General features: G+C 57.7%; 23 protein-coding genes and 1 rRNA gene. 13 read left to right on the top strand and 11 right to left on the bottom strand.

From position 1 onward, the window contains the following. Positions 1-140 precede the first annotated feature (140 nt). Positions 141-256: ribosomal RNA gene (rrf, locus tag SANT_RS20890) — 5S ribosomal RNA — on the top strand. A gap of 179 nt (positions 257-435) precedes the next feature. On the opposite strand, the gene mobB is transcribed toward rrf, so the two are convergent. Continuing rightward, on the bottom strand, positions 436-951 hold the full coding sequence (gene mobB / locus SANT_RS20885; RefSeq protein WP_025424165.1) for a molybdopterin-guanine dinucleotide biosynthesis protein MobB: 516 nt from the start codon (positions 949-951) through the stop codon (positions 436-438). After that, positions 948-1,538: a molybdenum cofactor guanylyltransferase MobA gene (mobA, locus tag SANT_RS20880; RefSeq protein WP_025424164.1), complete on the bottom strand. Its 591-nt coding sequence runs from the start codon at positions 1,536-1,538 to the stop codon at positions 948-950. The genes mobB and mobA overlap by 4 nt, the downstream gene beginning before the upstream one ends. Positions 1,539-1,682: 144 nt before the next feature. Between mobA and SANT_RS20875 the strand changes: the two genes are divergently transcribed. From SANT_RS20875 to dsbA, 3 genes are read left to right on the top strand one after another with little or no spacing between them, the layout of a single operon-like run. After that, a complete protein-coding gene (locus tag SANT_RS20875) occupies positions 1,683-1,952 on the top strand; it encodes a YihD family protein (protein WP_025424163.1) in 270 nt (89 codons plus the stop codon). An 18-nt stretch (positions 1,953-1,970) separates the two neighbouring features. Then, complete coding sequence (locus SANT_RS20870; RefSeq protein ID WP_025424162.1) at positions 1,971-2,957, top strand: serine/threonine protein kinase; 987 nt, start codon at positions 1,971-1,973, stop codon at positions 2,955-2,957. A gap of 43 nt (positions 2,958-3,000) precedes the next feature. Next, positions 3,001-3,624 (top strand): thiol:disulfide interchange protein DsbA, encoded by a 624-nt coding sequence (gene dsbA / locus SANT_RS20865; RefSeq protein WP_025424161.1) that lies wholly within the window; start codon positions 3,001-3,003, stop codon positions 3,622-3,624. Here dsbA and SANT_RS24540 read toward each other — a convergent pair. Next, the gene (locus tag SANT_RS24540; protein WP_158500172.1) at positions 3,611-3,766 is read right to left on the bottom strand and encodes a hypothetical protein; all 156 of its coding nucleotides are present in this window, start codon (positions 3,764-3,766) and stop codon (positions 3,611-3,613) included. The genes dsbA and SANT_RS24540 overlap by 14 nt on opposite strands. Positions 3,767-4,040: 274 nt before the next feature. On the opposite strand from SANT_RS24540, the gene polA reads away from it, so the two are divergent. Beyond that, positions 4,041-6,827, top strand: a complete 2,787-nt coding sequence (polA, locus tag SANT_RS20860) for a DNA polymerase I (protein WP_025424160.1) — start codon at positions 4,041-4,043, stop codon at positions 6,825-6,827. A 403-nt stretch (positions 6,828-7,230) separates the two neighbouring features. Here the strand turns inward: polA and yihA are convergent, their stop codons facing one another. Next, positions 7,231-7,875: a ribosome biogenesis GTP-binding protein YihA/YsxC gene (gene yihA, locus SANT_RS20855; RefSeq protein ID WP_025424159.1), complete on the bottom strand. Its 645-nt coding sequence runs from the start codon at positions 7,873-7,875 to the stop codon at positions 7,231-7,233. 168 nt (positions 7,876-8,043) lie between these two features. Here yihA and yihI point away from each other — a divergent pair, with 168 nt between their 5' ends. Together yihI and hemN are read left to right on the top strand one after the other, a co-directional pair. Next, entirely contained in the window at positions 8,044-8,589 is a 546-nt protein-coding gene (gene yihI, locus SANT_RS20850; RefSeq protein WP_025424158.1) for a Der GTPase-activating protein YihI, read from the top strand. A 183-nt stretch (positions 8,590-8,772) separates the two neighbouring features. Further along, on the top strand, positions 8,773-10,149 hold the full coding sequence (hemN, locus tag SANT_RS20845) for an oxygen-independent coproporphyrinogen III oxidase (protein ID WP_038668868.1): 1,377 nt from the start codon (positions 8,773-8,775) through the stop codon (positions 10,147-10,149). Between the two features lie 57 nt (positions 10,150-10,206). On the opposite strand, the gene SANT_RS24355 is transcribed toward hemN, so the two are convergent. The 4 genes from SANT_RS24355 to glnA form a co-directional block, all read right to left on the bottom strand. Beyond that, positions 10,207-10,329 (bottom strand): YshB family small membrane protein, encoded by a 123-nt coding sequence (locus tag SANT_RS24355; protein WP_148296336.1) that lies wholly within the window; start codon positions 10,327-10,329, stop codon positions 10,207-10,209. 107 nt (positions 10,330-10,436) lie between these two features. Further along, positions 10,437-11,849, bottom strand: coding sequence for a nitrogen regulation protein NR(I) (glnG, locus tag SANT_RS20840; protein WP_025424156.1), 1,413 nt, complete (start codon positions 11,847-11,849; stop codon positions 10,437-10,439). A gap of 8 nt (positions 11,850-11,857) precedes the next feature. Next, positions 11,858-12,907 (bottom strand): nitrogen regulation protein NR(II), encoded by a 1,050-nt coding sequence (gene glnL / locus SANT_RS20835; protein ID WP_025424155.1) that lies wholly within the window; start codon positions 12,905-12,907, stop codon positions 11,858-11,860. 139 nt (positions 12,908-13,046) lie between these two features. Continuing rightward, complete coding sequence (glnA, locus tag SANT_RS20830; RefSeq protein WP_025424154.1) at positions 13,047-14,465, bottom strand: glutamate--ammonia ligase; 1,419 nt, start codon at positions 14,463-14,465, stop codon at positions 13,047-13,049. Between the two features lie 368 nt (positions 14,466-14,833). On the opposite strand from glnA, the gene typA reads away from it, so the two are divergent. After that, on the top strand, positions 14,834-16,645 hold the full coding sequence (typA, locus tag SANT_RS20825; protein WP_025424153.1) for a ribosome-dependent GTPase TypA: 1,812 nt from the start codon (positions 14,834-14,836) through the stop codon (positions 16,643-16,645). Positions 16,646-16,790: 145 nt separating this feature from the next. Here typA and deoR read toward each other — a convergent pair whose 3' ends face one another. Continuing rightward, positions 16,791-17,564: a DNA-binding transcriptional repressor DeoR gene (gene deoR, locus SANT_RS20820; RefSeq protein WP_025424152.1), complete on the bottom strand. Its 774-nt coding sequence runs from the start codon at positions 17,562-17,564 to the stop codon at positions 16,791-16,793. A 634-nt stretch (positions 17,565-18,198) separates the two neighbouring features. Between deoR and fucP the strand changes: the two genes are divergently transcribed. From fucP to fabY, 5 genes are all read left to right on the top strand, one after another. Then, positions 18,199-19,530: an L-fucose:H+ symporter permease gene (gene fucP / locus SANT_RS20805; protein ID WP_025424149.1), complete on the top strand. Its 1,332-nt coding sequence runs from the start codon at positions 18,199-18,201 to the stop codon at positions 19,528-19,530. 277 nt (positions 19,531-19,807) lie between these two features. Beyond that, positions 19,808-20,395, top strand: coding sequence for a glucose-1-phosphatase (yihX, locus tag SANT_RS20800; protein WP_025424148.1), 588 nt, complete (start codon positions 19,808-19,810; stop codon positions 20,393-20,395). Positions 20,396-20,450: 55 nt separating this feature from the next. Continuing rightward, complete coding sequence (locus SANT_RS20795; protein WP_025424147.1) at positions 20,451-21,362, top strand: virulence factor BrkB family protein; 912 nt, start codon at positions 20,451-20,453, stop codon at positions 21,360-21,362. Then, positions 21,316-21,753, top strand: a complete 438-nt coding sequence (dtd, locus tag SANT_RS20790) for a D-aminoacyl-tRNA deacylase (RefSeq protein ID WP_025424146.1) — start codon at positions 21,316-21,318, stop codon at positions 21,751-21,753. The genes SANT_RS20795 and dtd overlap by 47 nt, the downstream gene beginning before the upstream one ends. A 36-nt stretch (positions 21,754-21,789) precedes the next feature. Next, complete coding sequence (gene fabY, locus SANT_RS20785; RefSeq protein WP_025424145.1) at positions 21,790-22,731, top strand: fatty acid biosynthesis protein FabY; 942 nt, start codon at positions 21,790-21,792, stop codon at positions 22,729-22,731. A gap of 200 nt (positions 22,732-22,931) precedes the next feature. Here the strand turns inward: fabY and SANT_RS20780 are convergent, their stop codons facing one another. Beyond that, complete coding sequence (locus SANT_RS20780; protein WP_025424144.1) at positions 22,932-24,623, bottom strand: AsmA family protein; 1,692 nt, start codon at positions 24,621-24,623, stop codon at positions 22,932-22,934. A 139-nt stretch (positions 24,624-24,762) separates the two neighbouring features. Next, positions 24,763-26,148 (bottom strand): uracil-xanthine permease family protein, encoded by a 1,386-nt coding sequence (locus SANT_RS20775; protein ID WP_038668862.1) that lies wholly within the window; start codon positions 26,146-26,148, stop codon positions 24,763-24,765. Between the last annotated feature and the right edge of the window lie 232 nt (positions 26,149-26,380).

Below are 26,380 nucleotides of genomic sequence, written 5' to 3'. Positions count from 1 at the left end.
GTGCGGCGGCAGGGCGTGCAGCGTGCGCAAGAGACAAGACATTATCAGCGATGTTCCGGATAACGCCCGACGGTCACGTGAGTGAGGGTCGGGCAGCAAGAGCCTTCTGCACGGCGAAAGCGGTGCGGACAACGAATTTGCCTGGCGGCACTAGCGCGGTGGTCCCACCTGACCCCATGCCGAACTCAGAAGTGAAACGCCGTAGCGCCGATGGTAGTGTGGGGTCTCCCCATGCGAGAGTAGGGAACTGCCAGGCATCCAATCAAGAAGCCCTCTGCTAACGCAGAGGGCTTTTTTCTTGCCTAGAAGCACGCGGTTGTCACGGTCACGGCCGGGACGGCAGGGGCTATCAACGAGCCCTCGGCGCAAGCCGGGGGTTTTTTTCTTGTCTTTCATGCAACCATCGATTCACAGACGCCCCAAGTGACGACAAGCTTACGATCGCCCTAACCAGGTCATGATAAAACGGGCGATCTCGGCAGGCTGGTTAATATTAAGCTGCGGCAGCGCACAGTCCAACGGCACATCGCTGGCGATCGCAATGACATGCCGATCGAGGAGCGTGCGCCAATCTTGACCGGTCGCCGAACGATAGAGCGCAATTTTACTGACCGGCTCATGCTTGAAGCCTTCCACCAGGATCACATCGAGCAGCGAGGGATCCATCTGATTGGCCAACCAGGCCAGAGAAGGCATCTGCGCCGGCACGTTTTCAGTCATCAGCGCCCAGCGCGCCGCACTGGCCACCATCGTCTGCCGCGCGCCGGCCTTACGTAGCGTATAACTATCCTTACCTGGCGTATCGACATCCATTTTATGGTGGGTATGCTTGATAATGCCCACGCGCAGACCGGCTTGGTCTAACAGCGGAATCAATTGTTGCAGCAGTGTTGTTTTGCCGGTACCGCTATAGGCGGCGACGGCCAGCAAAGGAAGGGGTGATACGGTCATGGCAATTGTCCGTGTGACCACAGGTCAAGATCCTGCGGCGTGTTGAGATTCATAAAATCGTAGCGGGAAGCGTTAAACACCACCCGCTGTGCCGGGAGCGTGGACAGAAAAAGCCTGACCCGCCTTCCTCCGCGGCGCAGAAACGCCTCCAGCGCCGGCGCCAAAGCGCGGTGCAGCAGCGTAAACGTGGGATGATCGTGACCTTTATCATCGCTGGCAAAGGCCGCGGACGCCTGCTGTCGATTCTCACACAGCCGCGCCACCAAATCGTGCGGAAAAACCGGTACATCACAAGGGACAAACGCGACCCATTCGCTATTGGCAAGGCGTAGGCCCGTCAGCATCCCGGCCAGCGGCCCTGCAAAACCGGGAAAAGTATCCGCCACAACCGGAAAACCGCCGTGCTGATAGGCATCTTCGTTACGATTAGCGTTAATCATCAGCACAGCGACCTGCGGCGCCAGACGATCGGCTACGTAACGGTATAATGGCTTATGATTGATTTGCAGCAGGCCTTTATCTTCACCGCCCATGCGCGTCGAAAGCCCGCCCGCCAGGATCACGCCGGTAATGCCGTTGGTTGCCATCGCCCTCTCCAGGATGAAATTCTAGGGTACGGGGATTACCCTTCATATTAGGATACAATGTTTTAGCGAATGCAGGATAATGCTGTTTATCCCCGTTCGCGAATCTTGCTACAGTACTGTCAGACCTTCACTAAGGAATGTATTATGAAATGCCATCGCGTTAATGAATTAGTGGCGCTGTTGCATCCCGCCTGGCAACAGGAGCCCGATCTCAACCTGGTACAATTTCTGCTAAAGCTGGCGCAGGAAGCGGGTTATCAGGGCGATTTAAGCGGCCTGACCGATGATATTCTGATCTATCATTTGAAAATGCGCGGCAGCGATAAAACGGCCGCCATTCCCGGGCTAGCAAAAGATTATGAAGAAGATTTTAAAACGGCCATTTTGCGCGCCCGCGGTATTATCAAAGAGTAAGCGGGGGCTAAGCGGCGGGTGATGAGCACAGAATTCAATTTTCAGGCATTAATGCCCGATTTGATTATGGACGCCCTGCAACAGACGGGGATCGTCGTCGATTCCGGCTTAACCGCCCTCAACAGCTATGAAAATCGCGTCTATCAGTTTCTGGACGAAGAGAAAAAGCGCTATGTGGTGAAATTTTACCGCCCCGAACGCTGGCGTGCCGAGCAAATTTTAGAAGAGCACCAGCTGGCGCAAGAGCTTGCGCAGGCCGAAATACCGGTCGTAGCGCCGCTGGTCATTAATAATGCGACGCTGCACAATCATCTTGGCTACTATTTCGCCCTGTTTCCCAGCGTTGGCGGGCGGGCTTTTGAGCAGGATAACGAAGATCAGCTGGAGTGGGTAGGGCGTTTTCTTGGCCGTATTCACCGACACAACGGCAGCCGCTGTTTTAGCGCGCGCCCGACCATGGGACTGGAAGAATATCTGACGTTGCCGCGCCGCGAGCTGGAAAACAGTACCCTTATCTCTGGCCGGCAGAAAGCGATGTTTTTACAGGCGTGCGACCAGCTCATAGCGCAGGTGCATGAGGTGTGGACAACCGACTGGCGCCCGCTGCGTCTGCATGGCGATTTGCACGCCGGTAACATCTTGTGGCGCGACGGCCCGACGTTTGTCGATCTCGACGATGCCCGTAATGGCCCGGCTGTCCAAGATCTTTGGATGCTGCTTAACGGCGATCGCCGCGACAGGCTGTATCAACTGTCGCTGCTGTTGGACGCTTATGCTGAATTTATGGATTTCGATCCTCGGGAACTGGCGCTTATCGAGCCGTTGCGGGCAATGCGAATGATCCATTATCTCGCCTGGGTTAGCCGTCGCTGGGGCGATCCGGCTTTTCCACGTAGTTTCCCGTGGATGGTTGAGGCGGAATTTTGGTCGCAACAAACCGCGCTATTCATCGAACAGGCAACGCTGCTGCAACAACCTCCGCTGCAGCTGATGCCGGTCTATTGATTATTTTTACGCCTAAATGATTCATTTCGGAGAGAGACTATCTATGAAAAAAATATGGTTTGCGTTGATGGGTATCGCGTTGGCATTCAGTGCCTCGGCCGCGCAGTTTACTGAAGGTCAACAATATGTCCAGCTCGACAAGCCGGTAACCAGTGAACCCCAGGTGCTAGAGTTTTTCTCGTTTTATTGCCCGCACTGTTATCAATTCGAGCAGGTCTATCACATTTCCAGTACGGTGAAAAAAGCGCTGCCGGCAGGAACCAAAATGACCAAATATCACGTGGACTTCCTGGGGCCGATGGGTAAACAGCTCACCCAGGCCTGGGCGGTAGCCATGGCGCTCGGGGTAGAAGATAAAGTCAGTCCGCTGCTGTTTGATGGCCTACAGAAAACGCAGACGATTCAAACGCCGGATGACATCCGCGCGGTCTTTGTTAAAGCGGGCGTCAGCGCGGAGGAATATGATTCCGCCTGGAACAGCTTTGTGGTGAAATCCTTGGTCGTACAGCAGGAGAAAGCGGCCGCCGATCTACAACTGCGCGGCGTACCGGCCATGTTCGTCAATGGTAAATATATGGTGAAGAATGACGGATTGGATATGTCATCGATGGATGCTTATACCAAACAATTCGCCGATGTCGTGAAATTTCTTCTTAGCCAAAAGTAATATCGCCCACGGGCGAATGCAGCACAACGCCGGCGATCGCCGGCGTTGTCGTTTCTGACGTCAATAGAAATAGCGGTATCTCCTCAATCTGCCAGCGGATAATACCTTTGCCCGCAACGGGCCATAGCAGGTTTATATCCACAATGGCAATACCCTTGTGATGAAATTTGCTATTGACAGGTTAATATATTAATCACTTGATATAAAAGGTTTTTTGTCTAGCAACCTCGCAAATATCGCGGCTGTCAATAAAAACTATAATTTTTACTCACAAAGTTATCCACAGCATGATCCTGCGGATCTCGCCGCATTCCCGGTATTTTTATCGCCCTTATGCTACGCTAACCATCGTCTCCGGCTGCCGGCTGTGGCATGCTACCCCTTATGTTTGCTGACTAAAAAGAACGAAATACGCTATGGTTCAAATCGCAGAAAACCCGTTAATCCTGGTGGATGGCTCTTCTTATCTTTACCGCGCCTATCATGCCTTCCCGCCGCTGACCAATAGCGGGGGGGAACCCACGGGGGCGATGTACGGCGTATTGAATATGCTTAAAAGCCTGCTGGTGCAATACCGACCAAGCCATGTGGCGGTGGTGTTTGATGCCAAGGGCAAGACCTTTCGCGATGAATTGTTTGAGCACTACAAATCCCACCGGCCGCCCATGCCGGACGATCTGCGCAGCCAGATAGCGCCGCTGCATGAGATGGTCAAGGCGATGGGGCTGCCACTGCTGGCTATCAGCGGCGTAGAGGCCGATGATGTTATCGGTACGCTGGCGCTGGCGGCGGCGCGCGACGGCCGCGACGTGCTGATAAGCACCGGTGATAAAGACATGGCGCAGCTAGTGTCGCCCAAAATTACCCTGATCAATACCATGTCGAACACCATCCTCGGTCCGCAAGAGGTGCAGTTGAAATTCGGCGTGCCGCCGGAGCTTATCATCGACTATCTGGCGCTCATGGGCGATAGCTCGGATAATATTCCGGGCGTGCCGGGAGTCGGGGAGAAAACCGCGCAGGCGCTATTGCAGGGAGTAGGGGGGCTGGAAACCCTGTATCAACAGCTTGATAGCGTCAGCACCTTGAGCTTCCGCGGCGCCAAAACCATGGCCGCCAAACTCGAGCAGCACCGCGAGGTGGCTTTCCTTTCCTACCAGTTGGCGACGATTAAAACCGATGTGGCGCTGGATTTACCCTATGATCAGCTAACGGTTGAAGAGCCCGAGGCCGAAGCGCTGATGCTGTTGTTTCAGCGTTATGAATTTAAACGCTGGTTGAGCGACCTAGAAGCGGGTAAATGGCTACAGGGCCGCAAAAGCGCCGTCGCGCCGCCTTCGCCCTTTACCGCGCCTCGCCCGGCCGCAGCGGAGGCGCCGGCTGAGGTACTGTCAAAAGACGGCTATCAGATCATTTACGACATGGCGACGCTTGAGCAGTGGATTACCGCTATTCGCAGCGCCGGCGTGTTCGCCTTCGATACCGAAACCGATGGGCTGGATACGCTGACCGCCAATTTGGTGGGGCTGTGCTTTGCCGTGAAACCGGGTGAAGCTGCCTACCTGCCGGTGGGGCATGACTATCTGGATGCGCCGGACCAGCTTGACCGCGCGGCGGTACTGGCATTGTTGAAACCGGTGCTGGAAGATGCCGCCATCGGCAAAATCGGCCAGAACCTCAAATTCGACCGCGGGGTATTGAAACGATACGACATTGAGTTGGCCGGCATCGCATTCGATACCATGCTGGAATCCTACGTGCTGGACAGCGTCGCCGGCCGCCACGATATGGACAGCCTGGCGGATCGTTTTTTACAACACACCACCGTGAGCTTTGAGGAGATCGCGGGTAAAGGGCGCAACCAGCTGACGTTCAACCAGATCGCTTTGGAACAGGCCGCCCCCTACGCCGCCGAAGACGCCGATGTGACGCTGCGTTTGCATCAGACGCTGTGGCCGCGCATTGAGCAAGCGCCGGAGCTGAAAAAAGTCTTTCAGGAAATTGAAATGCCGCTGGTGCCGGTCCTGTCGCGCATTGAGCGCACCGGCGTGCTTATTGACGAAAACATTCTCGCCGCGCATTCGGTGGAGCTGACCAAACGTCTGGAAGCGCTGGAACTGGAAGCGCATCAGCTGGCTGAAGAACCGTTCAATCTTTCCTCTACCAAACAGCTGCAGGCGATTTTATACGATAAACAGAAACTGCCGGTGCTGAAAAAAACCCCCGGCGGTGCCCCTTCCACCAATGAAGAGGTGCTGGCGGAGCTGGCGCTGGATTATCCGCTGCCGAAGCTGATTTTGGAATACCGCGGCCTGGCCAAGCTTAAATCCACCTACACCGATAAACTACCGCAGATGATCAACCCGGTGTCGAAACGGGTGCATACCTCCTATCATCAGGCCGTTACCGCTACCGGACGACTATCTTCGAGCGATCCGAACCTGCAAAATATTCCGGTGCGTAATGATGAGGGACGGCGTATACGCCAGGCATTTATCGCGCCGCCGGATGCGCTTATCGTGGCGGCGGACTATTCGCAGATTGAGCTGCGCATCATGGCGCATCTCTCGCGCGATCCCGGATTGCTGAACGCCTTTGCCGCCGGCAAGGATATTCACCGCGCCACCGCCGCCGAGGTCTTCGGGATGCCGTTGGAGAAGGTGACACAGGATCAGCGCCGCAGCGCCAAGGCTATCAACTTTGGCCTGATTTACGGCATGAGCGCCTTTGGTCTGGCGCGTCAGCTGTCGGTGCCGCGTTCGGAGGCGCAGAAATATATGAATCTTTATTTCGAGCGCTACCCCGGCGTTTTGGACTATATGGAACGCACCCGCAGGCAGGCGAACGATCAAGGTTATGTCGCCACCCTGGACGGGCGCCGGCTTTATTTGCCGGATATTCACTCGCGCAACGGCATGCGCAAGAAAGGCGCGGAGCGCGCGGCCATTAATGCGCCTATGCAGGGCACCGCCGCCGATATCATCAAACGGGCGATGATTGCGATCGATGGCTGGTTGCAGCAGGAGGCGCCGCCGGTTCGCATGATTATGCAGGTTCATGATGAATTGGTGTTTGAGGTGCAAAGGGATGCGGTAGAGAGCGCCAAAGCGCGGATTAAGGCGCTGATGGAGGGATGTTTTACGCTGGATGTACCGTTGCAGGTGGACGTGGGGGTCGGTGAAAACTGGGATCAAGCTCACTAAGTGGCGAATGACTAAGCACTTTTTGTAATTAAGCTACATTAAAGTGTGATGTATTCCCACAATAAGCATTCCTTATACGTAAAAAGGTGAAAGTAAACTACAAAAAATTCTTTTTCCCCATCAAAAAATAGGGTAAAGTTATCGGCGTAGGGTACAGAGGTAAGATGTTCTATCTTTCAGACCTTTTACTTCACGTAATCGGATTTGGCTAAGTATTAGCCGCCCCAGTCATTTTATGACTGGGGCGTTTTTTATTGGGCGTGGAAAACCTTGCCGTGCGCTGTCCGGCAGCGTGAACATGGCAACGTGAACAGCGGCGCCGCCGCTATCCCGGTCAGGGCGTGACGTCACAGGCAAGGTACATAGCGCCGCCGTGGCCTCGGCCAGGGCGTGAAACAGGGCGTTATTCTTCACTCGCCGGCGCTTCTGGCGCTATCGCCGGCGGGATGGCGGTAAACCACGCGTCGAGTTTCTGCCGCAGTTTATCCACGCCCTGTTTTTTCAGCGACGAAAATGTTTCAATCTCGACATCGCCCATGAATGCCAGCGCCGCTTCGCGCACTTGATTTAACTGCGCTTTGCGCGCGCCGGAAGCCAGCTTATCGGCTTTGGTAAGCAGGACGAGAACCGGAATATTGACATCCACCGCCCATTGCACCATTTGCTGGTCGAGATCTTTCATCGGGTGACGAATATCCATCAATACCACCAGCCCTTTGAGGCTGTCGCGCTTTTGCAGATATTCGCCCAGGGCGCGCTGCCACTTGCGTTTTAACTCTTCCGGCACTTCGGCGTAGCCATAGCCGGGAAGGTCCACCAGCCGGATGCCGGGCTCCACCTCAAACAGGTTGATAAGCTGGGTGCGTCCGGGGGTTTTACTGGTCCTGGCCAAGTTTTTTTGGTTGGTCAGAGTGTTAAGCGCGCTGGATTTGCCGGCGTTGGAACGCCCCGCAAAGGCTATTTCAATCCCGCTGTCGATCGGCAAATGGCGAATATCCGGCGCGCTGGTCACGAAATGGGTTATCTGATAGTTATAAGATTTGGTCAACGGTATCCTCTCTCTGGAGATGGCATATTAACGGCAATTATACCGGTTATGTCCCGGGATGCGTTTTTTATCTTCGCCCACGGGCGCGGTCATCTTTTTTCTTGTGCGGCTTTCTGATAGATTCCGCCGCAACGGTAGATGTCATACCCTTACCCAAGAGCCAATATTATGAATTCATCAGCACGGGGCGGCCGCGGCAAGCCCGGCGACGCGCGAAAAAAAAAGCAGCGTAAAAGCCGCGAAGAGTTGAATCTCGAAGGGCGTGAACGTAAGCGGCAGAAAAAACGCCGCGGGCTGGCCGCCGGTTCACGCAGTCAGGGCGGCGGCGAGGCCGTACGCCAAAATACCCGTACGCCGCAGGATGGCCGTATCGGCAGCAAAAAACCCGTGCCGCTGACGGTTGAGGGGACAACGATCCCACCCAAATCCCTCGCGCCCGCGCCGCAGCCGCCAAAGCCGCGGGAAACGGCCGAACAGGAGTTGGCACGTTTGGAGAATGACGATCGTCTGGATGGGTTATTGCAGCGTCTTGAGCAGGACGAAACCCTTTCCACGGAGGAGCGCCGCTATGTCGACCAGGCGCTGGATCGAATTGATGAGCTGATGACCGAGTTGGGCATTGAGCTTATTGACGATGACGATGAGGACGCGCAGACGGATCAGGAAGATATACTGCAGCTGCTAAAACGCGGCTACGACAAAGACAGCTTCTAATCCTTGCCGGCCTTAACGCTGCTCCTTGCGCTATTGTTAACCTGTTATCTTGTGTGGTTATCGGGTAAACTATGGCGCCTCTCGCGACGCAGGGCGCGGCTGCAAGCGGCCCGCGCCGCGGTTCGCCGGCCCGCTCCGCACGTCAGACGGCGCCGTCGACGTCCCCCGGGTAAGGAGTAAGCCGTGAAATCACTGCCAGCAATCGAATGGGATTCGGCCCTCATTCAGAAATACAACTACTCCGGGCCGCGCTATACCTCCTATCCCACCGCGCTTGAATTCAGCCAAGAGTATGATGACGCGGCGTTTGCCACGGCGACGCGCCGTTATCCCGAGCGGCCGCTGTCGCTGTATGTCCATATCCCGTTCTGTCACAAGCTGTGCTACTTCTGCGGCTGCAATAAGATAGTCACCCGCCATGGCGCGAAGGTCGATGATTATCTCGATACGCTGGCGCGGGAAATTCGCGCGCGGGCGCCATTGTTCGCCGGCAGGCACGTCAGCCAAATGCATTGGGGCGGCGGGACGCCGACCTTTTTGTCGGTGGCGCAGACAGCGCGGTTAATGGCGCTGCTGCGGGAGCACTTCTCTTTTGCTGCCGACGCCGAGCTGTCCATTGAAATCGATCCGCGGGATATCCCGCTGGATCTCATTGATGATTTGCAGCGCCAAGGGTTCAATCGTATCAGCGTCGGCGTGCAGGATTTTAATGGCGAGGTGCAGCGCCTTATCAATCGCGAGCAGGACGAAGCGCTGATTTTTGGTCTAATCGAGCGCGCCACCCGTCTGGGATTCCGCTCGACCAACATTGATTTGATTTACGGTCTGCCGCGCCAAACGCGCGATCGCTTCGCTTACACGTTGCAGCGGGTCATCGCGCTTGGGCCGCAGCGTTTAAGCGTGTTCAATTATGCCCATATGCCGTCGCTATTTGCCGCGCAGCGCAAGTTTAAAGACGCGGATTTGCCCGACGCCGGGCAAAAACTGGCCCTGTTGCAGCACAGTATTATGACCCTCACCGACGCGGGCTATCAGTTTATCGGCATGGACCATTTTGCCCGGCCGGACGATGAACTGGCGCTGGCGCAGCGGGCGGGGCGGCTGCACCGCAATTTTCAGGGGTATACCACCCAGGGCGAGTGCGATCTGCTGGGATTGGGTTTATCAGCGATAAGTATGATCGGCGACCATTATGCGCAAAATCAGAAAGTCATGCGCAGCTATCGCGATGCCGTTGAGCGGCAGGGCAACGGTTTGTGGCGTGGCGTGGCGCTCAGCCGCGACGATTGCCTGCGTCGGGATGTCATCAAAGCGCTAATTTGCCAGTTTCGCCTTGATTTCAATGTGATTGAAACGGCTTACGGTATCCAATTTACCGACTACTTTGCCGAGGATCTGGCGCAAATGGCGCCGCTGGTGGAGGACGGGCTGGTAACGATGAGCGCCGGCGCGCTGGAAATAACCGCCCGCGGCCGTCTGCTGGTGCGCAATATTTGCATGTGTTTCGATGCTTATCTACGCGCCAGCCAGCGCCAGCGTCAGTTTTCCCGGGTGATCTAAATCACCCCTTTCCGCCATCAGGCGAAAAGGGGCGTCATGAGGGCGTCGGACGACCGATCAATTCAGTGAATTGATGAGCGCGGCGCACATGACCGCCGCCAGCGCCGTCTGTGGGGCGTGCCCCGCATTGACAACCGCGTCCAATCCCTGCGTCACGAAAGCGATAATGGTCTGCAACATGGCTTGTCTCCCCCTTGTGCTCAGAAATAATACTGAGCCGGACCGCGATGTAAACCGTTTAAACGAAAATTTGCATCGCGGCGCACTCTCTGTGGTGCGTTAGGGGATTACTCCATCCCAAGCTCTTTTAACTTGCGCGTCAGCGTGTTGCGGCCCCAGCCGAGCAAACGGGCCGCTTCTTGCTTGTGGCCCTGGGTATGGCGCAGCGCGGTGGTCAACAAGGTGCGTTCCATCTCCGGCTGCGCTTCCGACAGCAGGTTCTGGTGGCCGGAGCGCAACGCGCGATCCGCCCACTGCGCCAGCAGCGTGGCCCAGCTATCCGGCAGCGATTGCACCACGTTATCCGGCGCGGTGGTTTCAAACAGCTCCGGCGGCAAATCCTGAATCAGTACTTCTTGTCCGGCGGCCATTACCGTCAACCAGCGGCAGGTATTTTCCAACTGGCGCACGTTCCCCGGCCAGGGGAGGCGGGTCAGCGCGGTTTCGGTTTCCGGGTGCAGATTTTTCGGCTCTACGCCCAGCTCCCTGGCCGCCACCTGCAGGAAATACCGCGCCAGCCGGGGAATATCTTCCCGTCGCTCGCGCAGCGGCGGCAGATGGACCCGGATCACGTTCAGGCGATGGAATAAATCCTCGCGAAAGCGGCCTTCCTGCACGCGCAGTTCCAGGTTCTGGTGGGTGGCGGCGATGATCCGCACATCCACTTTGACCGGCGCATAGCCGCCGACGCGGTAGAACTGACCGTCTGCCAATACACGTAGCAGGCGGGTTTGCACATCCAGCGGCATATCGCCGATTTCGTCCAGAAACAGCGTGCCGCCGTCGGCCTGCTCGAAACGGCCCTGACGGATTTGATTGGCGCCGGTAAACGCCCCTTTTTCATGGCCGAATAATTCCGACTCAATCAAATCCTTCGGGATCGCCGCCATGTTGAGCGCGATAAACGGCGCCTTGGCGCGTGGACTATGGCGATGCAGGGCGTGGGCCACCAATTCTTTGCCGGTGCCGGACTCGCCGTTGATAAGGACGCTGATAGACGAGCGCGATAGCCGGCCGATGATGCGGAACACATCCTGCATCGCCGGCGCCTCGCCGATGATGTCGGCGGTGGGACCGCTGGCGGGCTGACTGCGGGGCGGCTGCTGCTGTTCCAGGTAGTGGCTGACGGCGCGTTCCACCAGCGCCACCGCTTCGTCGATATCGAACGGTTTCGGTAAATAGTCAAACGCCCCTTGCTGATAGGCGCTTACTGCGGCATCCAGATCGGAGTGGGCGGTCATGATGATGACCGGCAGCATCGGGTGACGCTGTTTGATTTGTTTTAGCAATGCCAACCCGTCCATGCCGGGCATGCGAATATCGGACAACAGCACGTCCGGCGTTTGGGTGGCGAGCGCGTCCAGCACCTGGCTGCCACCTTCAAAGGTGGTGCAGGTCAACCCGGCCCCAGTGAGTGCGCGTTCAAGCACCCAGCGGATGGAGCTATCGTCGTCGACGATCCAGACTATCCCTCGTTGCATACAGAACCTCACTGGCGAATAGGCAGGTATACCGAAAATTCGGTATGTCCCGGCCAACTGTTAAATTCAATCTTTCCTGAATTCTGATCGATCAGACTGCGGGCGATGGAGAGGCCCAGGCCGGTGCCCCCTTCGCGGCCGCTGACCATGGGATAAAACAGCGTATCCTGCAATTGCGCCGGGATCCCCGGGCCGTCGTCCTCGATATCAATGCGCGCCACCAGCCGGTAACGAACCCCGTGCAGCGTCAGTTGGAAGGCGGTACGCGTTCTGAGGGTAATGGTGCCGCCCTCCTCCCCCAGCGCCTGTAGCGAGTTGCGGGTGATATTCAGCAATACCTGCTCCATCTGATCCGGATCGTGGGTCAACTCCGGCAGGCTGGGATCATAATCCCGCACCAGGGTGACATTATCCGGCATTTCAAGCGACACCAGCTTAAACACCCGTTCGCAGACTTGATGAATACTTTGCGTGACGTGCATCCCGGGCTGTTGGGGACCCAATAAGCGGTCGACCAAGTTGCGCAGCCGATCGGCCTGCTCGATGATCACTTTGGTGTATTCCGTCAACGCCGGGTCGGGCAGCGCCTTGGCCAGCAGCTGCGCCGCGCCGCGCAGCCCGCCGAGGGGATTTTTGATCTCATGGGCGAGGCCGCGCACCAGATCCCGCGCCGCGACCTGTTGGGCGTGCTGGAGCTGCTCTTGGCTAAGACGGCGTTGGTTATCCATCGGCGCCAGCTCCATCAGAATAGTCTCTTCCGGCAGCCGCTGCGCGGTCAGCGACAGGATGTGCGCCCTGCCGTCTACCACCAGCGTCACTTCGTTATCGGTAAAACCCTGGCCGGCGTCCAGGCTTTCGCGCATCAGCTCGACATTGAGGGAGAAATAGCCCAGCAGTTCGGGCAGCGGTGTGCCGAACAGCTTACGTGAGCTTTGCGCCAGCAACTGCTGCGCCGCCGGGTTGGCGTAGTGCACCGCCAGATCATTATCCAGCAGCAAAATACTAGTGATGAGCGAATTAAGGATCTGCCCAGCTTCGGGCAGTGTGCCGGTTGCCATTTAGCAGTCTCCCGCACTCAGTTAGTGCAAAGCGATCGGTTATCGGTGATTGCGCATGGCTGCGCGCCAGGTTTGGTGGAGAAAAAAGCCCATCCGGAGATGGGCTGAAAGTTTCCACGGCAACAAAAAACTCGGGCGATTAAACGCTGTAGTACAGCTCGAACTCCACCGGGTGCGGCGTCATGCGTACGCGATCGTTTTCTTCCGTGCGCAGCGCGATATAGGCATCGATGGTGTCGTCGGTGAATACGCCGCCGCGGGTCAAGAACTCGCGATCCGCATCCAGGGCGTTCAATGCTTCCTCAAGGGAGCCGGCCACGGTTGGGATTTCGCTGGCTTCTTCCGCCGGCAGATCGTAAAGGTTCTTATCCATGGCGTCGCCAGGATGGATTTTGTTGATGATACCGTCCAGGCCGGCCATCAGCAGCGCGGAGAAGGCCAGGTACGGGTTGGCGGCCGGATCCGGGAACCGCACTTCGATACGGCGTGCTTTCGGGCTGGCAACCACCGGAATACGGATGGAGGCGGAGCGGTTGCGGGCGGAATAAGCCAGCATGACCGGCGCTTCATAACCCGGGACCAGACGCTTGTAGGAGTTGGTGGTCGGGTTGGTCAGGGCATTGATGGCTTTAGCGTGCTTGATAACGCCGCCGATATAGAACAGGGCCGCTTCGGACAGGCCGCCGTATTTATCGCCGGAAAACAGGTTATTGCCGTCTTTGCTCAACGACATATGGCAGTGCATGCCGGAACCGTTATCGCCGAAAATCGGCTTGGGCATAAAGGTCGCGGTTTTACCGAATGCGTGAGCAACGTTATGCACGACATATTTGTAGATCTGGATTTCATCGGCTTTTTTGGTCAGGGTGTTGAAGCGGGTAGCCACTTCATTCTGGCCGGCGGTCGCCACTTCGTGATGGTGCGCTTCCACGACCAGGCCCATTTCCGCCATGGTCAAGCACATGGTGGAGCGCAGATCCTGCGAGGAGTCTACCGGCGGAACCGGGAAATAACCGCCCTTCACGCCCGGACGGTGGCCTTTGTTGCCGCCTTCATAAGCTTTACCGGTGTTCCAGGCCGCTTCGATATCGTCGATTGCCACATGCGAGCCGGAAATAGAGGTACCGAAACGAATGTCGTCGAACAGAAAGAATTCCGGCTCCGGTCCAAACAGCACCTGATCGGCAATGCCGGAAGATTTCAGAAAGTCTTCCGCACGCTTGGCGATAGAGCGAGGATCGCGATCGTAGCCCTGCATGGTTGCCGGCTCAAGGATGTCGCAGCGGATGATGAGCGTCGATTCTTCATAGAACGGATCCATCACGGCAGAAGATGCGTCGGGCATCAAGACCATGTCGGATTCGTTAATGCCTTTCCAGCCGCCGATAGAGGAGCCGTCGAACATCTTGCCCTCTTCAAAGAAGTCATCCACCTCTTCTTTTTTGACCGGTGCAGGAATGGTAACGTGCTGCTCTTTACCTTTGGTATCGGTGAAACGTAAGTCGATGAATTTTACTTCATGTTCTTTAAGCATCGACATGACTTGTTCAACGGACATAACTCATATTCTCCCGGATGTTGCTTGTTGTCGTCGTGGAACGAACGCCTATGGATTGGATTTTCTGGCTTACATAGTCTAAAGCTAAAACTGTGCCAACATTGCCAAATCGGCGCGAAACGCTGCGCCGCCGTCTTTTGCTGCACGGGTGGCTGCACCAGATTGGCCGGATTGATCCATCTTAGTGCATTTGACGAAAAGGTGGGCACTATTTTGGTGCATGGGGTGGGGCGGGATGAGATTTTGCACCGGGACAGGGACGCGGCGGCGCGCAAAATGACGCAATCGCCAAGAACGACGGATCTTGTTTAGTCCCTCGCCTAATACGTGTACAATAACGCGCTATTTCTAATGCCTGAGGCAAAGTTGTGATCGAAAATCTGCGTAACATCGCCATCATCGCGCACGTAGACCATGGTAAAACTACCCTGGTTGACAAATTGTTGCAACAATCCGGCACGCTCGGTGACCGCAACGATGCAACCGAACGCGTGATGGACTCCAACGATTTGGAGAAAGAGCGTGGGATTACCATCCTCGCTAAAAATACCGCCATCAACTGGCGCGACTACCGTATCAACATCGTCGACACCCCTGGACACGCCGATTTCGGCGGCGAAGTTGAGCGCGTGATGTCGATGGTTGACTCGGTATTGCTGCTGGTCGATGCCATGGATGGTCCGATGCCCCAGACCCGTTTCGTGACGCAGAAAGCGTTCGCCTATGGTCTGAAACCCATCGTGGTCATCAACAAAGTTGACCGCCCCGGCGCGCGACCCGACTGGGTGGTGGATCAGGTCTTCGATCTGTTCGTCAACCTGGGCGCCACCGACGAGCAGCTCGATTTTCCGATCGTCTACGCATCCGCGCTGAACGGTATCGCCGGTCTGGAACATGAAGAGATGGCCGACGACATGACTCCGCTGTTTGAATCCATCGTGAAAAACGTCGAAGCGCCGAAGGTTGACGTCGACGGCCCGTTCCAGATGCAGATCTCCCAGCTTGACTACAACAGCTACGTTGGCGTTATCGGCGTCGGCCGCATCAAGCGCGGTTCGGTGAAACCCAACCAGAACGTGACGGTGGTGGACAGCGAAGGCAAACGCCGCAACGGTAAAGTAGGCCAGGTTCTGGGCCATATGGGTTTGCAGCGTATTGAATCCAAACTGGCGGAAGCCGGCGATATCATCGCGATCACCGGGCTGGGCGAGCTGAATATCTCCGATACCATTTGCGATCCGGCTCAGGTTGAAGCGCTGCCGCCGCTGACGGTTGACGAACCGACCGTCTCCATGTCGTTCGGCGTCAATACCTCGCCGTTCTGCGGTAAAGAAGGGAAATACGTTACCTCCCGCCAGATTCTGGAACGTTTGAATAAAGAACTGGTGCACAACGTGGCGCTGCGCGTGGAAGAAACCGAAGATCCGGATACCTTCCGCGTTTCCGGCCGCGGCGAGCTGCACTTGTCGGTGCTCATCGAGAACATGCGCCGCGAAGGGTTCGAGATTGCCGTTTCCCGACCGAAAGTCATTTTCCGTACCGTTGATGGCGCCAAGCAGGAGCCGTTTGAGTCGGTGACGCTGGATATTGAAGAGCAGCATCAGGGGCCGGTCATGGAAGCCATGGGCATCCGTAAAGGCGAGATGCGCGACATGCTGCCGGACGGTAAAGGCCGCATCCGTCTGGATTACGTGATTCCCAGCCGGGGGCTGATTGGTTTCCGTACCGATTTCCTGACCATGACCTCGGGCACGGGGCTGTTATATTCCACTTTCAGCCACTACGACGACGTGCGTCCCGGGGAAATCGGCCAGCGCCAGAACGGCGTGCTGATCTCCAACGGCCAGGGCAAGGCCGTGGCTTACGCTCTGTACAGCCTGCAGGATCGCGGACGTCTGTTCCTGGGCCACGGCGCGGAAGTCTATGAAGGCCAGATTATCGGTATTCACACCCGCTCCAACGATCTGACGGTGAACTGTCTGACCGGTAAGAAGCTGACCAACATGCGCGCTTCCGGCACCGACGAAGCCACTACTCTGGTACCGGCGATCAAGATGTCTCTGGAGCAGGCGCTGGAATTCATTGATGATGATGAATTGGTGGAAGTGACGCCGCAGTCGATCCGTTTGCGTAAGCGTCATCTGACCGAAAACGAGCGTAAGCGCGCTAATCGCTCATAACGGCCGTTGCCCGCCGGGCGAACCGTGACCGCTACGCCGGTTGACTTAGGTCAACCGGCTTTTTTTTTTGCCGCCTGCCGCCGCGCCGGTGGCTACGTCAGCCCCCTGGCTGTCCGCCTGCTATCATCACGGCGAGTCGTCTGCGTTATATCCCGTCATAGCGCAGCATGATGGCCTGCTGCCGACAGTAATCAACGAATTTCTGGTCCGGCCGTCTATCGGTGATTAACGCGGAAAATGCGGTTAGCGGGCCAATACGGGCAGGGCGTACGCAATCGAATTTACCGTGATCGACCACCAGAATGGCGTGCTGCGCCATAGCGAGCGCACGCTGTTTCAGCGCCAGTTCATCGAAATGGAAGCACGTGGCGCCGCTTTGTAGGCATAAACCCGCCGCGGAGAAGAAAGACTTGGTGGGACAGATATCATCAAGCGGCGAATGGGTGGTCAGCGGCGTGAAGGTGGCATTGGCGGGGTGATAACGCCCGCCGCACAATATGGCGTTACAACGCGGTTTTTCCCGCAGCGCCAAAAAGGTATTCAGCGAATAGCAAACGGCGGTAAACGGGAGATCGTCATCAATGGCATCAATGATAAACGGCGTGGTGGTGCCGCAATCGAAAAACAGCGTTTCGTCCGGCTCGACCAGCGCCGCCGCCAGCCGGCCGGCCTGCGCTTTTTCGTCGACGTGTCGCGCCTGCTGATCGGAGACGAAGTAGCGCGTCACCGGGTTGTTGTGCGGCGCGGTGACCACATAGCCGCCGAGCAGAACCACCGACGTCGATTCAGCGCTTAAATCCCGGCGGACGGTCATCTCGGAAACGCCCAAGAGCGCGGCAGCGTCTTTCAGATGCAGTTTGTCCGTTCGCTTTAGCGCCTGCCGCAGTCTGTTAATCCGTTCTTCGCGCCGCATTTCCATGGGAATATCCCGCTGTTGCTGAAAGAAGGGGCCGGGGTCGCCAATGCGGCGTCGCGCTTTAGGCCCTCGCGCGCCAACCCAAACCAATGTGCCGGGCAGGCCGTTGCGGGGATATTACCCGCAATGGCTATAGCACGCAAACCGCGCCTGTTCACTATCCATCTGATTCGCCGGCCGTTTGCCGCCCGGACGGTCAGGACGCAAACGGGGATGATCCGGCGCTGCTTCATCGCGGGTAGAGGGCAGCGCGAATGTTTTTAACTTAACATTATTGCTTGTTAATAAGTGATTAACCGGCATATCCCTCCTTATTAAGCGTTAGGTGTAAATCTAATTACATTTAACAATTGTTAATGTTGGCTAAATGACACTAGGTAACTTAACTCATGAAGAGGATCGGTATATGGATATTACGGCCATCGGTGCCTTTAGTGTCAACTCGCGCCACGGTAGCGGCGGAACGTCTCAGCATCCAGCGCAGCGGCGTTACGTAGGCCCCACTGCCGCCCCTCGCCCCCGCGTCGCGGCGAGCGGGCGGAAGCTGATGATGTTGATAAGCTCCTACGCTCGCCCCACGGCGGCGCTCAACCCCGCGCTTAGCGCCGTTATCGTCGTCCCTACTGAGGAATAGCCCATGCCTCAGCCAACCGTACAATTAGCCGACGGCTATCTGAACAGGACGCCGATATTCCAATTTATCCTGCTGTCGTGCCTGTTTCCGCTCTGGGGCTGCGCCGCTAGCCTGAACGATATTTTGATCACTCAATTTAAAAGCGTTTTCGCGTTAAGCGATTTCGCCAGCGCGCTGGTACAGAGCGCCTTCTACGGCGGTTACTTTTTGATAGCCATCCCGGCGTCGCTGGTTATCCGCAGCAGCAGCTACAAGCTTGCGATTATTCTCGGCTTGACGCTGTATATCATCGGTTGCGCGCTGTTTTATCCCGCGGCGCGCATGGCGACCTATACCATGTTCCTGGCGGCGATTTTCGCCATCTCCATAGGACTGAGCTTTCTCGAGACCGCCGCCAATACCTACAGCGCAATGATAGGCCATCGCGATTACGCGACCTTGCGTTTGAATATCAGCCAGACGTTTTATCCCGTCGGGGCGCTCATGGGCATCGTGCTGGGGAAATACCTGGTATTTGATGAGGGCGACAGTCTCGAAAGCCGTATGGCGTCAATGACGGCGCAGCAGATCCACGCGTTCAGGTTGACGATGCTGGAAAATACCCTAGAGCCCTATAAGTATCTGATTATGGTGCTGCTGGGCGTACTTCTGTTATTTATGCTGACCCGATTTCCCCACTGTAAGCCCCAGGCCGTTCAGCGCCATGCGGCGCCGGGCATGGCCGAGACGCTGCGCTATCTGGCGGGCAATCAACGGTTCCGCCGCGGGGTACTGGCGCAATTTTTGTATGTGGGTTTGCAGGTGGCGGTGTGGTCGTTCACCATTCGTCTGGCGCTGACGCTGGGGGCCGATAATGAGCGCCACGCGTCCAATTTCATGATCTACAGTTTTATTGGCTTTTTTATCGGCAAATTCATCGCCAATTGCCTGATGACCCGCTGCAACGTGCAGAAAGTGCTGATCGCCTATTCGGTAATCGGCGTCGCAATGTTGGCGTATGTGATGCTGGTTCCAAATTTTAGCGCCGTCTATGCCGCGGTAGGCGTCAGCGCATTGTTCGGTCCCTGTTGGGCCACGATTTACACCGGCACGCTTAAAACGGTAGAGAACCGGTATACTGAAGTGGCGGGGGCGGTGATCGTGATGTCCATCGTCGGCGCGGCGATAGTGCCGGCGCTACAGGGTTATGTGTCCGATTATCTTGGCTCCATGCAACGATCTTTCGGCGTGTCGCTGCTGTGTTTCGCGTTTGTCGGCTACTATTTCTGGGGAGAGCTACGCCATCAGGAGCGCAGGCGGACGGCGTTGCCCGCCGCCGCGCAGGGCAAATTCTAGCCGGCGCCCCCGCTTACGGCACAGCGCCCAACCGGTTCGGTTACGGTGTGGCGTCGACCCAATTTCGTCACGGCCCAACGCCGATTGCGCGTCGCGGCGCCCACCGAATTTGGGTTTCACCGCGCCGCGACGGGGAGCGTCATCTTCTGGCGCTCCCCGCCGGCCCGTTGGAGGCGCCGTCGGGCGCCTTGTTACCTCAAGGGCATCCGCGATCGCGCTGTTCAGTTAGGCCGTTTCCCGCTACAGTGAAGATCTCATGAAGGATTCGGGAGGGACCATGCTATATATCTTTGATCTGGGGAATGTCGTCATCGATATCGATTTTAACCGCGTGCTGGGGGTCTGGAGCAATTTCAGCCGTGTCCCGCTGGCCACCCTGCAAAAAGAGTTCGTCATGGGTGAGGCTTTTGAACAGCATGAGCGTGGGGATATCACCGATGAAGCCTTTGCCGCCAAAATCTGCGGCGAATTGGGCATCGCGTTGAGCTTTGAACAATTTACCGCCGGCTGGCAGGCGGTGTTCGTCGGCCTGCGGCCCGAGATGGTGGAGATTTTGACCCGGCTGCGCGAACAGGGGCATCGCGTGGTGATCCTCTCCAATACCAACCGTCTGCATTGCGATTACTGGCCGAGCCAGTATCCCGAGGTGCAAGAATGCGTGGACAAACTCTATCTGTCGCAGGATCTGGGCATGCGCAAACCGGACCCGGCCATTTATCGCTACGTACTTGAGCAGGAAGGGGCGACGGCGGATGGTTCGGTTTTCTTTGACGATAATGCCGATAATATTGCTGCGGCACGCCAGGTGGGGATCCGCAGCGTGCATGTGACCGACCGGGAGGTCGTGCCGGCATTTTTTGCCTGACGGCAAGAAAGCGTGGATGTCCCGCGCTGATGCAATCACCGCGAAGAGGGTGGCGATGACGGGTCTGCGGCTGAAGAAGCTCATGCCGGTGCTGCATTTTATCCGGCACCTGGGTAAGCGCGTTTATCGCGATGATATCACGGTACTGGCCGGTCATCTGGCCTACGTGTCGCTCTTGTCGCTGGTGCCGTTAGTGACGGTCATCTTTGCGCTCTTTGCCGCCTTTCCGGTGTTTTCCGATGTCAGTATTGAGCTGCGCCATTTCATTTTCACCAATTTCATGCCGGCCACCGGCGACGTTATCCAGCGCTATCTGGAGCAATTCATTCTCAATTCGAGCCGTATGACGGCGGTGGGAACCTGTGGCCTCATCGTCACCGCGCTGCTGCTGATTTACTCGGTGGATACGGTGCTCAACAGTATCTGGCGCAGTAAAAACAAACGGCCGATTATTTTTTCTTTCGCCGTCTACTGGATGGTTTTAACGCTGGGCCCGCTGTTGGCGGGCGCCAGCATGGTGCTGAGCTCTTATCTATTTTCCCTTACCTGGCTCAACGCTAGCGGCGTCAGCGGCGTGATGACGCTACTATTGCGCGTCTTTCCGCTGTTGCTTTCCTGCGCGTCGTTCTGGCTGCTCTACAGCCTGGTGCCCACGGTGAGGGTGCCGGCGCGTGATGCGCTGGTGGGTGCGCTGGTGGCGGGCGCGCTGTTTGAATTGGGGAAAAAGGCGTTCGGTCTGTATGTCACCCTGTTTCCGTCCTACCAGCTGATTTATGGCGTGCTGGCGGTGATCCCCATTCTCTTTCTCTGGGTATACTGGAGCTGGTGCATTGTATTATTGGGGGCGGAGATCACCGCGTCGCTGAGCGAGCACCGGCAGGTCGCCGCGCATCACGCCGCCCAGATTGCAAGGAATTCCGATGATAGCGTTGATACAACGGGTCACGCAGGCCAGCGTCACCATTGATAATGAGGTGGCGGGCGCGATTGGCCCGGGGCTTTTGATCCTGCTGGGCGTGGAGCGGCAGGACGATGAACAGCGCGCGGCCAAATTGTGTGAACGCGTGCTGGCATACCGTATATTCAGCGATGAGCAGGGCAAGATGAACCTTAATGTGCACCAGTCGGGAGGGAGCGTGCTGGTCGTTTCCCAATTCACCCTGGCGGCGGATACCGATCGGGGGCTGCGACCGGGATTTTCCCGCGGCGCGGCGCCGGCGGATGCCCGGCGGCTGTATGATGACTTTACCGACCGCTGCCGGCAAGCCGGCATTCGCACCGAAACCGGGCGCTTTGGCGCCGATATGCAGGTGGCGCTGGTCAACGACGGGCCGGTAACCTTTTGGCTGCAGGTCTGAGCGGCCGGACGGCGTATTCAATTAAGAGAGATGGGTATGTATCACTTGCGCGTTCCGGAAACCGAACAGGAGCTCCAACAATATTATCAGTTCCGCTGGGAGATGTTGCGCAAGCCGCTGCATCAGCCGCCGGGCTCCGAAAGGGACGCTTACGACGGCATGGCGCATCACCAGATGGTGGTGGACGAGCAGGGCCAGCCGGTGGCGGTAGGGCGTCTTTATGTCAATGCTGATAATGAGGCCTCGATACGCTTTTTGGCGGTGCATCCGCAGGTGCAGGATAAAGGCCTCGGCACGCTGGTCGCGATGACGCTGGAGTCGGTGGCGCGCCAGGAAGGGGTCAAACGGGTGGTGTGCAGCGCCCGTGAAGATGCGGTGGCGTTTTTCGCCAAGCTGGGGTTCGTCAATCAAGGGGAGATCATCACTCCGTCCACTACCCCTATCCGGCATTTTTTGATGATTAAGCCCATCGTCACCCTGGACGATATCCTGCACCGGCCCGATTGGTGCGGCCAGCTGCAGCAGGCCTGGTATCAGCATATTCCGCTCAGCGAGAAAATGGGCGTGCGCATTAGCCAGTATACCGGGCAGAAGTTTATGACCACTATGCCCGAGAGCGGCAACCAAAACCCGCACCATACGCTCTTCGCCGGCAGTCTGTTTTCGCTGGCGACCCTGACCGGCTGGGGGCTGATTTGGCTACTGCTGCGCGAGCGCCAGCTGGGCGGCACCATTATTTTGGCCGATGCCCATATCCGGTATATTAAACCGGTGATTGGCCGGCCGGGGGCGGTGGCGGATCTGGGATCGCTATCGGGAGATTTAGACCGGCTGGCCCAGGGACGCAAAGCGCGGGTGCAGCTTGAGGTCGAACTGTACGGGAATGATATCAAGGGCGCCATCTTTGAAGGGGTCTATCTGGTGCTGCCGCCCTCGCTGGATATTCCGCTGGAGCGAGGCGGCTCGAACGCCGGTTAAGGGCCGCGCGCCGTCATCCTTTTCCCGTGGCGAAAGTTTCGCTGGCGCGAAGCGGCTCGAATGCCGGCTGAGGGCCGTGCGATGTCATCCTTTCTCCGTGGCGAAAGTTTCGCTGGCGCGAGGCAGCTCCAACGCCGGTTAAGGGCTCTATGCCGCTGCCGCTGCCGCTGAACCTGACGGGGCCGTAACCAGCGATGTTGTTAGGGCGCAGGCGCTGCCGTCACCTCGCCGTGGCGCAGGGTTTGATTCAGGGTTTGCCCCGTCGTGCTTTGGGCCTGTAGCGTGCCGTTCAGCGAAGGCTTGAGCGGCGCGGCTGCCGTCATCTGCCCCCGCAGTTGCAGTTTGAGGTTGACGTTGCCCGTTAGCGGCAGCGTCGGCCACCCCCAGTTATGCAGCACATTGGCCGCTACCGCCCGCCCGTTCAAACTGAGGGTAAAGTCCCGCGCTGGCCGCTGGCTGAAGGCGGCGGTAGCTTCCAGCAGCCCCTCGCCGGTAAACGCGCTCAGCTCGCTGATATTCAGCGTGTCGCCGGTAGCGTCCAGCGTCAGCGACGGCTGGCGCACGTCGGTTTTATTGAAAGTAGCATCGCTGCCGTTGAGGGTCATGCTGCCCGACCAGACCCCCCATTGATGGTCGCGCGCCAGCACCAGTTGCCTGCCGGTGACGTCCAGGGCGGTGATCTGGAACGGAAATGCCGGGGTAATATCGATGATCAGATTGCGGTTGGCGCTCAGCCTTTCCACCGACACGCCGGCAAGCCAAGGCGGTAGCGATTGCAGCCAGCTCGCGCGCCAATTTGCCGGCAATGTATATTCCAGGCCGGCTATCATCAGCTCATCCAGCGCCAGCCGGTGTTCTTGCCGCAGCCAGCGTCCGCTGGTGCGCAGTAAGCCTCGCTCCCAGCGGCCGCTGAATTGGCGGATCTCAACGCCCTGGGGCGAAAAAGTCATATTGGCGAGGGTATCCGTTAAATGCACGCCGCCGTTAATCAAATCGCTGGCGTTGAAGGAAAGCGAGCCGTCCTGCGCCGACCAGTCGCCGTCCTGAAAGGTCATATCACGCAGGGTCAAATCCAGATCGTTAAACGCCCAGTTAAGCCCCTCCATACGCGCATCGATCAAATCTGCGCGCCGCAGGGTAATTTTGGGCACGGAAAATACCTGACGCAAGAAGTCGTGCAGCGTCTTGTCCGACTGCAAACGCACGTTGCTCAGCCGCAGGCTGTCTACCTGCCAGCTACCGTCGGTCGCGCGCCGCGCGGTGCCGGTAAGCTCGCCCTGGTAGAGATCGGCCCCGAGATTATCCAGGGTGAGCGCCTGATTGTTTATTTCACCCTGGACCAGGACATTCTGTGCCGGCACGCCGTTGAGCGTCAGAGAACGGGCGCTAAGCTGAAAACGCGCCTGCCGGCCCAGCGGATAACCGGCCTGGGGACGCCAGGGCGAGATACCGGCGTTGACGTTCTGGCCGTTGAGTCGCCACTCGCCGTGCGGGGCGCGAACCGCCATACCATTGAGCTGCAGTGTATCCGCCTGCAGGGGCCAGGCCGGCGCGGCCGGGTCAAGATTCAGGGTGCCGTCCTGCAATTGTAAGCGATTAACATGCCAGGGATCGGTGAGTTGTTGTGTGCCAAGCTCCGCCACTACCCGTTTGGCGACCAGCGTCGGCAGCGCGCCCTTTTTGCCGAGGCTGACGTTATCAAGCTGGATCTCGCGAAATTGCGTCCAGCTGTGATTGATATTGCCGAGGGAAACCTGGTAACCGCTGTGCCGGGTCAACTGCCGGCCCAGCCAGCCGGCGCCCCAGGTGGTTTGCAGCAGCATATAGATAAGCACAATGAGCAATAATAGGATCAGAAGCAGTGAGATCAGCAATTTGCCAATAAATTTCATTGCACATTCCGCAGCGGTGAAAACAGATACACTGTTTATGCCGTAATTGACCCGCTATCTCAAGCGACAAAGCGGTGCGGAGACAAAAAAAGACCGCGACGTCACCGCCGCGGTCTGGATTGTGGTTCGCCGCCCTGAGCTAGTTTTTTTCGGGGGGAAACAGGATGTTGAGGATAATCGCGGTAATACCGCCCGCGGCAATGCCGGACGATAACAGCGTTTTCAGCCACTGCGGCGCGAATTGCAAGATAAGCGGCTGTTGCGAGACGCCAAGACCGATCGCCAGCGACAGCGCGATAATCATTATCGCCCGGCGGTTGAGGCGTTCGCGCGACACGATACGCACGCCCGACGCGGCGATGGTGCCGAACATGACAATCGTCGCGCCGCCCAGCACCGGTTCGGGAATGTGTTGCACCACGCCGCTGACCGCCGGGAACAGGCCGAGTGCGATAAGCATCAGCGCCACCACGAAACCGACATAGCGGCTGGCGACGCCGGTGAGCTGGATGACGCCGTTGTTTTGGCCAAAGCAGGAGTTGGGAAAGGTGTTGAACACCGCAGACAGCATGGAGTTCAGGCCGTTGGCCAACACGCCGCCTTTCAGGCGCTGCATATAGAGGGGGCCGCGCACCGGCTGTTCCGACACGTCCGACGTGGCGGTAATATCGCCAATGGTCTCGATTGAGGTGACCATGAATACCAGCATCAGCGGAACAAGCAAATTCCAGTCGAAGCCCAGCCCGTAATACAGCGGTGTCGGCACCACAATCAACGGCTGTGCCGTCGCCGGCGCCGACGGCGGCAGCATCCCCGTCGCCCAGGCCAGCAGATACCCCACCACCATAGCGATTACCAGCGACGCGACGCGCAGGTAGGGGTTACGCTGGCGGTTCAGCAGGATGATCACCAGCAGCACGACTCCGGCCAGCATCAGATTTTTCGGGGCGCCGAAGGTATGGTCGTTCAGCGCGGCGAAGCCGCCGCCTATGGACGTGAGTCCCACCTGGATAAGCGAAATGCCGATGATCATCACCACGATACCCGACACCAGGGGGGTAATAATGCGCCGGGCCAGATGCAGCACCCGCGAGAGCAGAATTTCGGTGCAGGAAGCCACCATGAGAGTGCCGAACAGCGCGGCCATCATGGTCGGCACATCGGCGCCGCCGTTTTTCAGCGCCAGACCGCCCATAATCAGCGGCGTCACGAAATTGAAGCTGGTGCCCTGTATTGATAGCAGGCCCGATCCCACCGGTCCCCAGGTTTTGATTTGCAGGAGGGACGCAAGCCCGGAAGCGAACAGCGACATGCTGATAATATGGCGGGTATCGTCCGCCGGCAGGCCCAGCGCCTGGCAGATCAGCAGCGCCGGGGTGATGACCGCTACAAACATCGCCAGCAGATGCTGACAGGCGGCGAATAACGTTTGCGGCAGCGGCGGCCTGTCGTCGAGACGGTAAATCAGTTCGCTGGGGGCGCTGTCAGCGGAGGCGGGGGCGGTGTTGATCACGGGCGATGTCATGGCAAGCAACGTTCCTGGGCGGCAAAGAGGGCATTTTAATCATCTTGAAGGGAAAAGCAATCGATTGCACCGCCATCGATGGCGGGTCCTTGACGTCGATCAACGGTCCGGCGCGCGCCGCCTCGATTAGGGCCGCCGCGCGGGCGTGACGGTCAGTTTTGCCGAGGGGATATCGACCTTAAGGCACCGGGGCAAACGCGGTTGCGAAAGCCCGCTTTGCGCAAAACGTCGA

It is taken from the genome of Sodalis praecaptivus (assembly GCF_000517425.1).
GTDB lineage: Bacteria > Pseudomonadota > Gammaproteobacteria > Enterobacterales > Enterobacteriaceae > Sodalis_A > Sodalis_A praecaptivus.
The sequence above is the reverse complement of the archived record's forward strand: the minus strand, read 5'-3'. Positions and strand labels throughout refer to the sequence as shown.

Excerpts from the sequence above, each read along its gene's own strand:
- mobB (WP_025424165.1), bottom strand. The coding sequence starts at position 951 with ATGACCGTATCACCCCTTCCTTTGCTGGCCGTCGCCGCCTATAGCGGT.
- mobA (WP_025424164.1), bottom strand. The coding sequence starts at position 1,538 with ATGGCAACCAACGGCATTACCGGCGTGATCCTGGCGGGCGGGCTTTCG.
- SANT_RS20875 (WP_025424163.1), top strand. The coding sequence starts at position 1,683 with ATGAAATGCCATCGCGTTAATGAATTAGTGGCGCTGTTGCATCCCGCC.
- dsbA (WP_025424161.1), top strand. The coding sequence starts at position 3,001 with ATGAAAAAAATATGGTTTGCGTTGATGGGTATCGCGTTGGCATTCAGT.
- polA (WP_025424160.1), top strand. The coding sequence starts at position 4,041 with ATGGTTCAAATCGCAGAAAACCCGTTAATCCTGGTGGATGGCTCTTCT.
- yihI (WP_025424158.1), top strand. The coding sequence starts at position 8,044 with ATGAATTCATCAGCACGGGGCGGCCGCGGCAAGCCCGGCGACGCGCGA.
- SANT_RS24355 (WP_148296336.1), bottom strand. The coding sequence starts at position 10,329 with ATGTTGCAGACCATTATCGCTTTCGTGACGCAGGGATTGGACGCGGTT.
- glnG (WP_025424156.1), bottom strand. The coding sequence starts at position 11,849 with ATGCAACGAGGGATAGTCTGGATCGTCGACGACGATAGCTCCATCCGC.
- glnL (WP_025424155.1), bottom strand. The coding sequence starts at position 12,907 with ATGGCAACCGGCACACTGCCCGAAGCTGGGCAGATCCTTAATTCGCTC.
- glnA (WP_025424154.1), bottom strand. The coding sequence starts at position 14,465 with ATGTCCGTTGAACAAGTCATGTCGATGCTTAAAGAACATGAAGTAAAA.
- deoR (WP_025424152.1), bottom strand. The coding sequence starts at position 17,564 with ATGGAAATGCGGCGCGAAGAACGGATTAACAGACTGCGGCAGGCGCTA.
- fucP (WP_025424149.1), top strand. The coding sequence starts at position 18,199 with ATGCCTCAGCCAACCGTACAATTAGCCGACGGCTATCTGAACAGGACG.
- yihX (WP_025424148.1), top strand. The coding sequence starts at position 19,808 with ATGCTATATATCTTTGATCTGGGGAATGTCGTCATCGATATCGATTTT.
- SANT_RS20795 (WP_025424147.1), top strand. The coding sequence starts at position 20,451 with ATGACGGGTCTGCGGCTGAAGAAGCTCATGCCGGTGCTGCATTTTATC.
- dtd (WP_025424146.1), top strand. The coding sequence starts at position 21,316 with ATGATAGCGTTGATACAACGGGTCACGCAGGCCAGCGTCACCATTGAT.
- fabY (WP_025424145.1), top strand. The coding sequence starts at position 21,790 with ATGTATCACTTGCGCGTTCCGGAAACCGAACAGGAGCTCCAACAATAT.
- SANT_RS20780 (WP_025424144.1), bottom strand. The coding sequence starts at position 24,623 with ATGAAATTTATTGGCAAATTGCTGATCTCACTGCTTCTGATCCTATTA.
- SANT_RS20775 (WP_038668862.1), bottom strand. The coding sequence starts at position 26,148 with ATGACATCGCCCGTGATCAACACCGCCCCCGCCTCCGCTGACAGCGCC.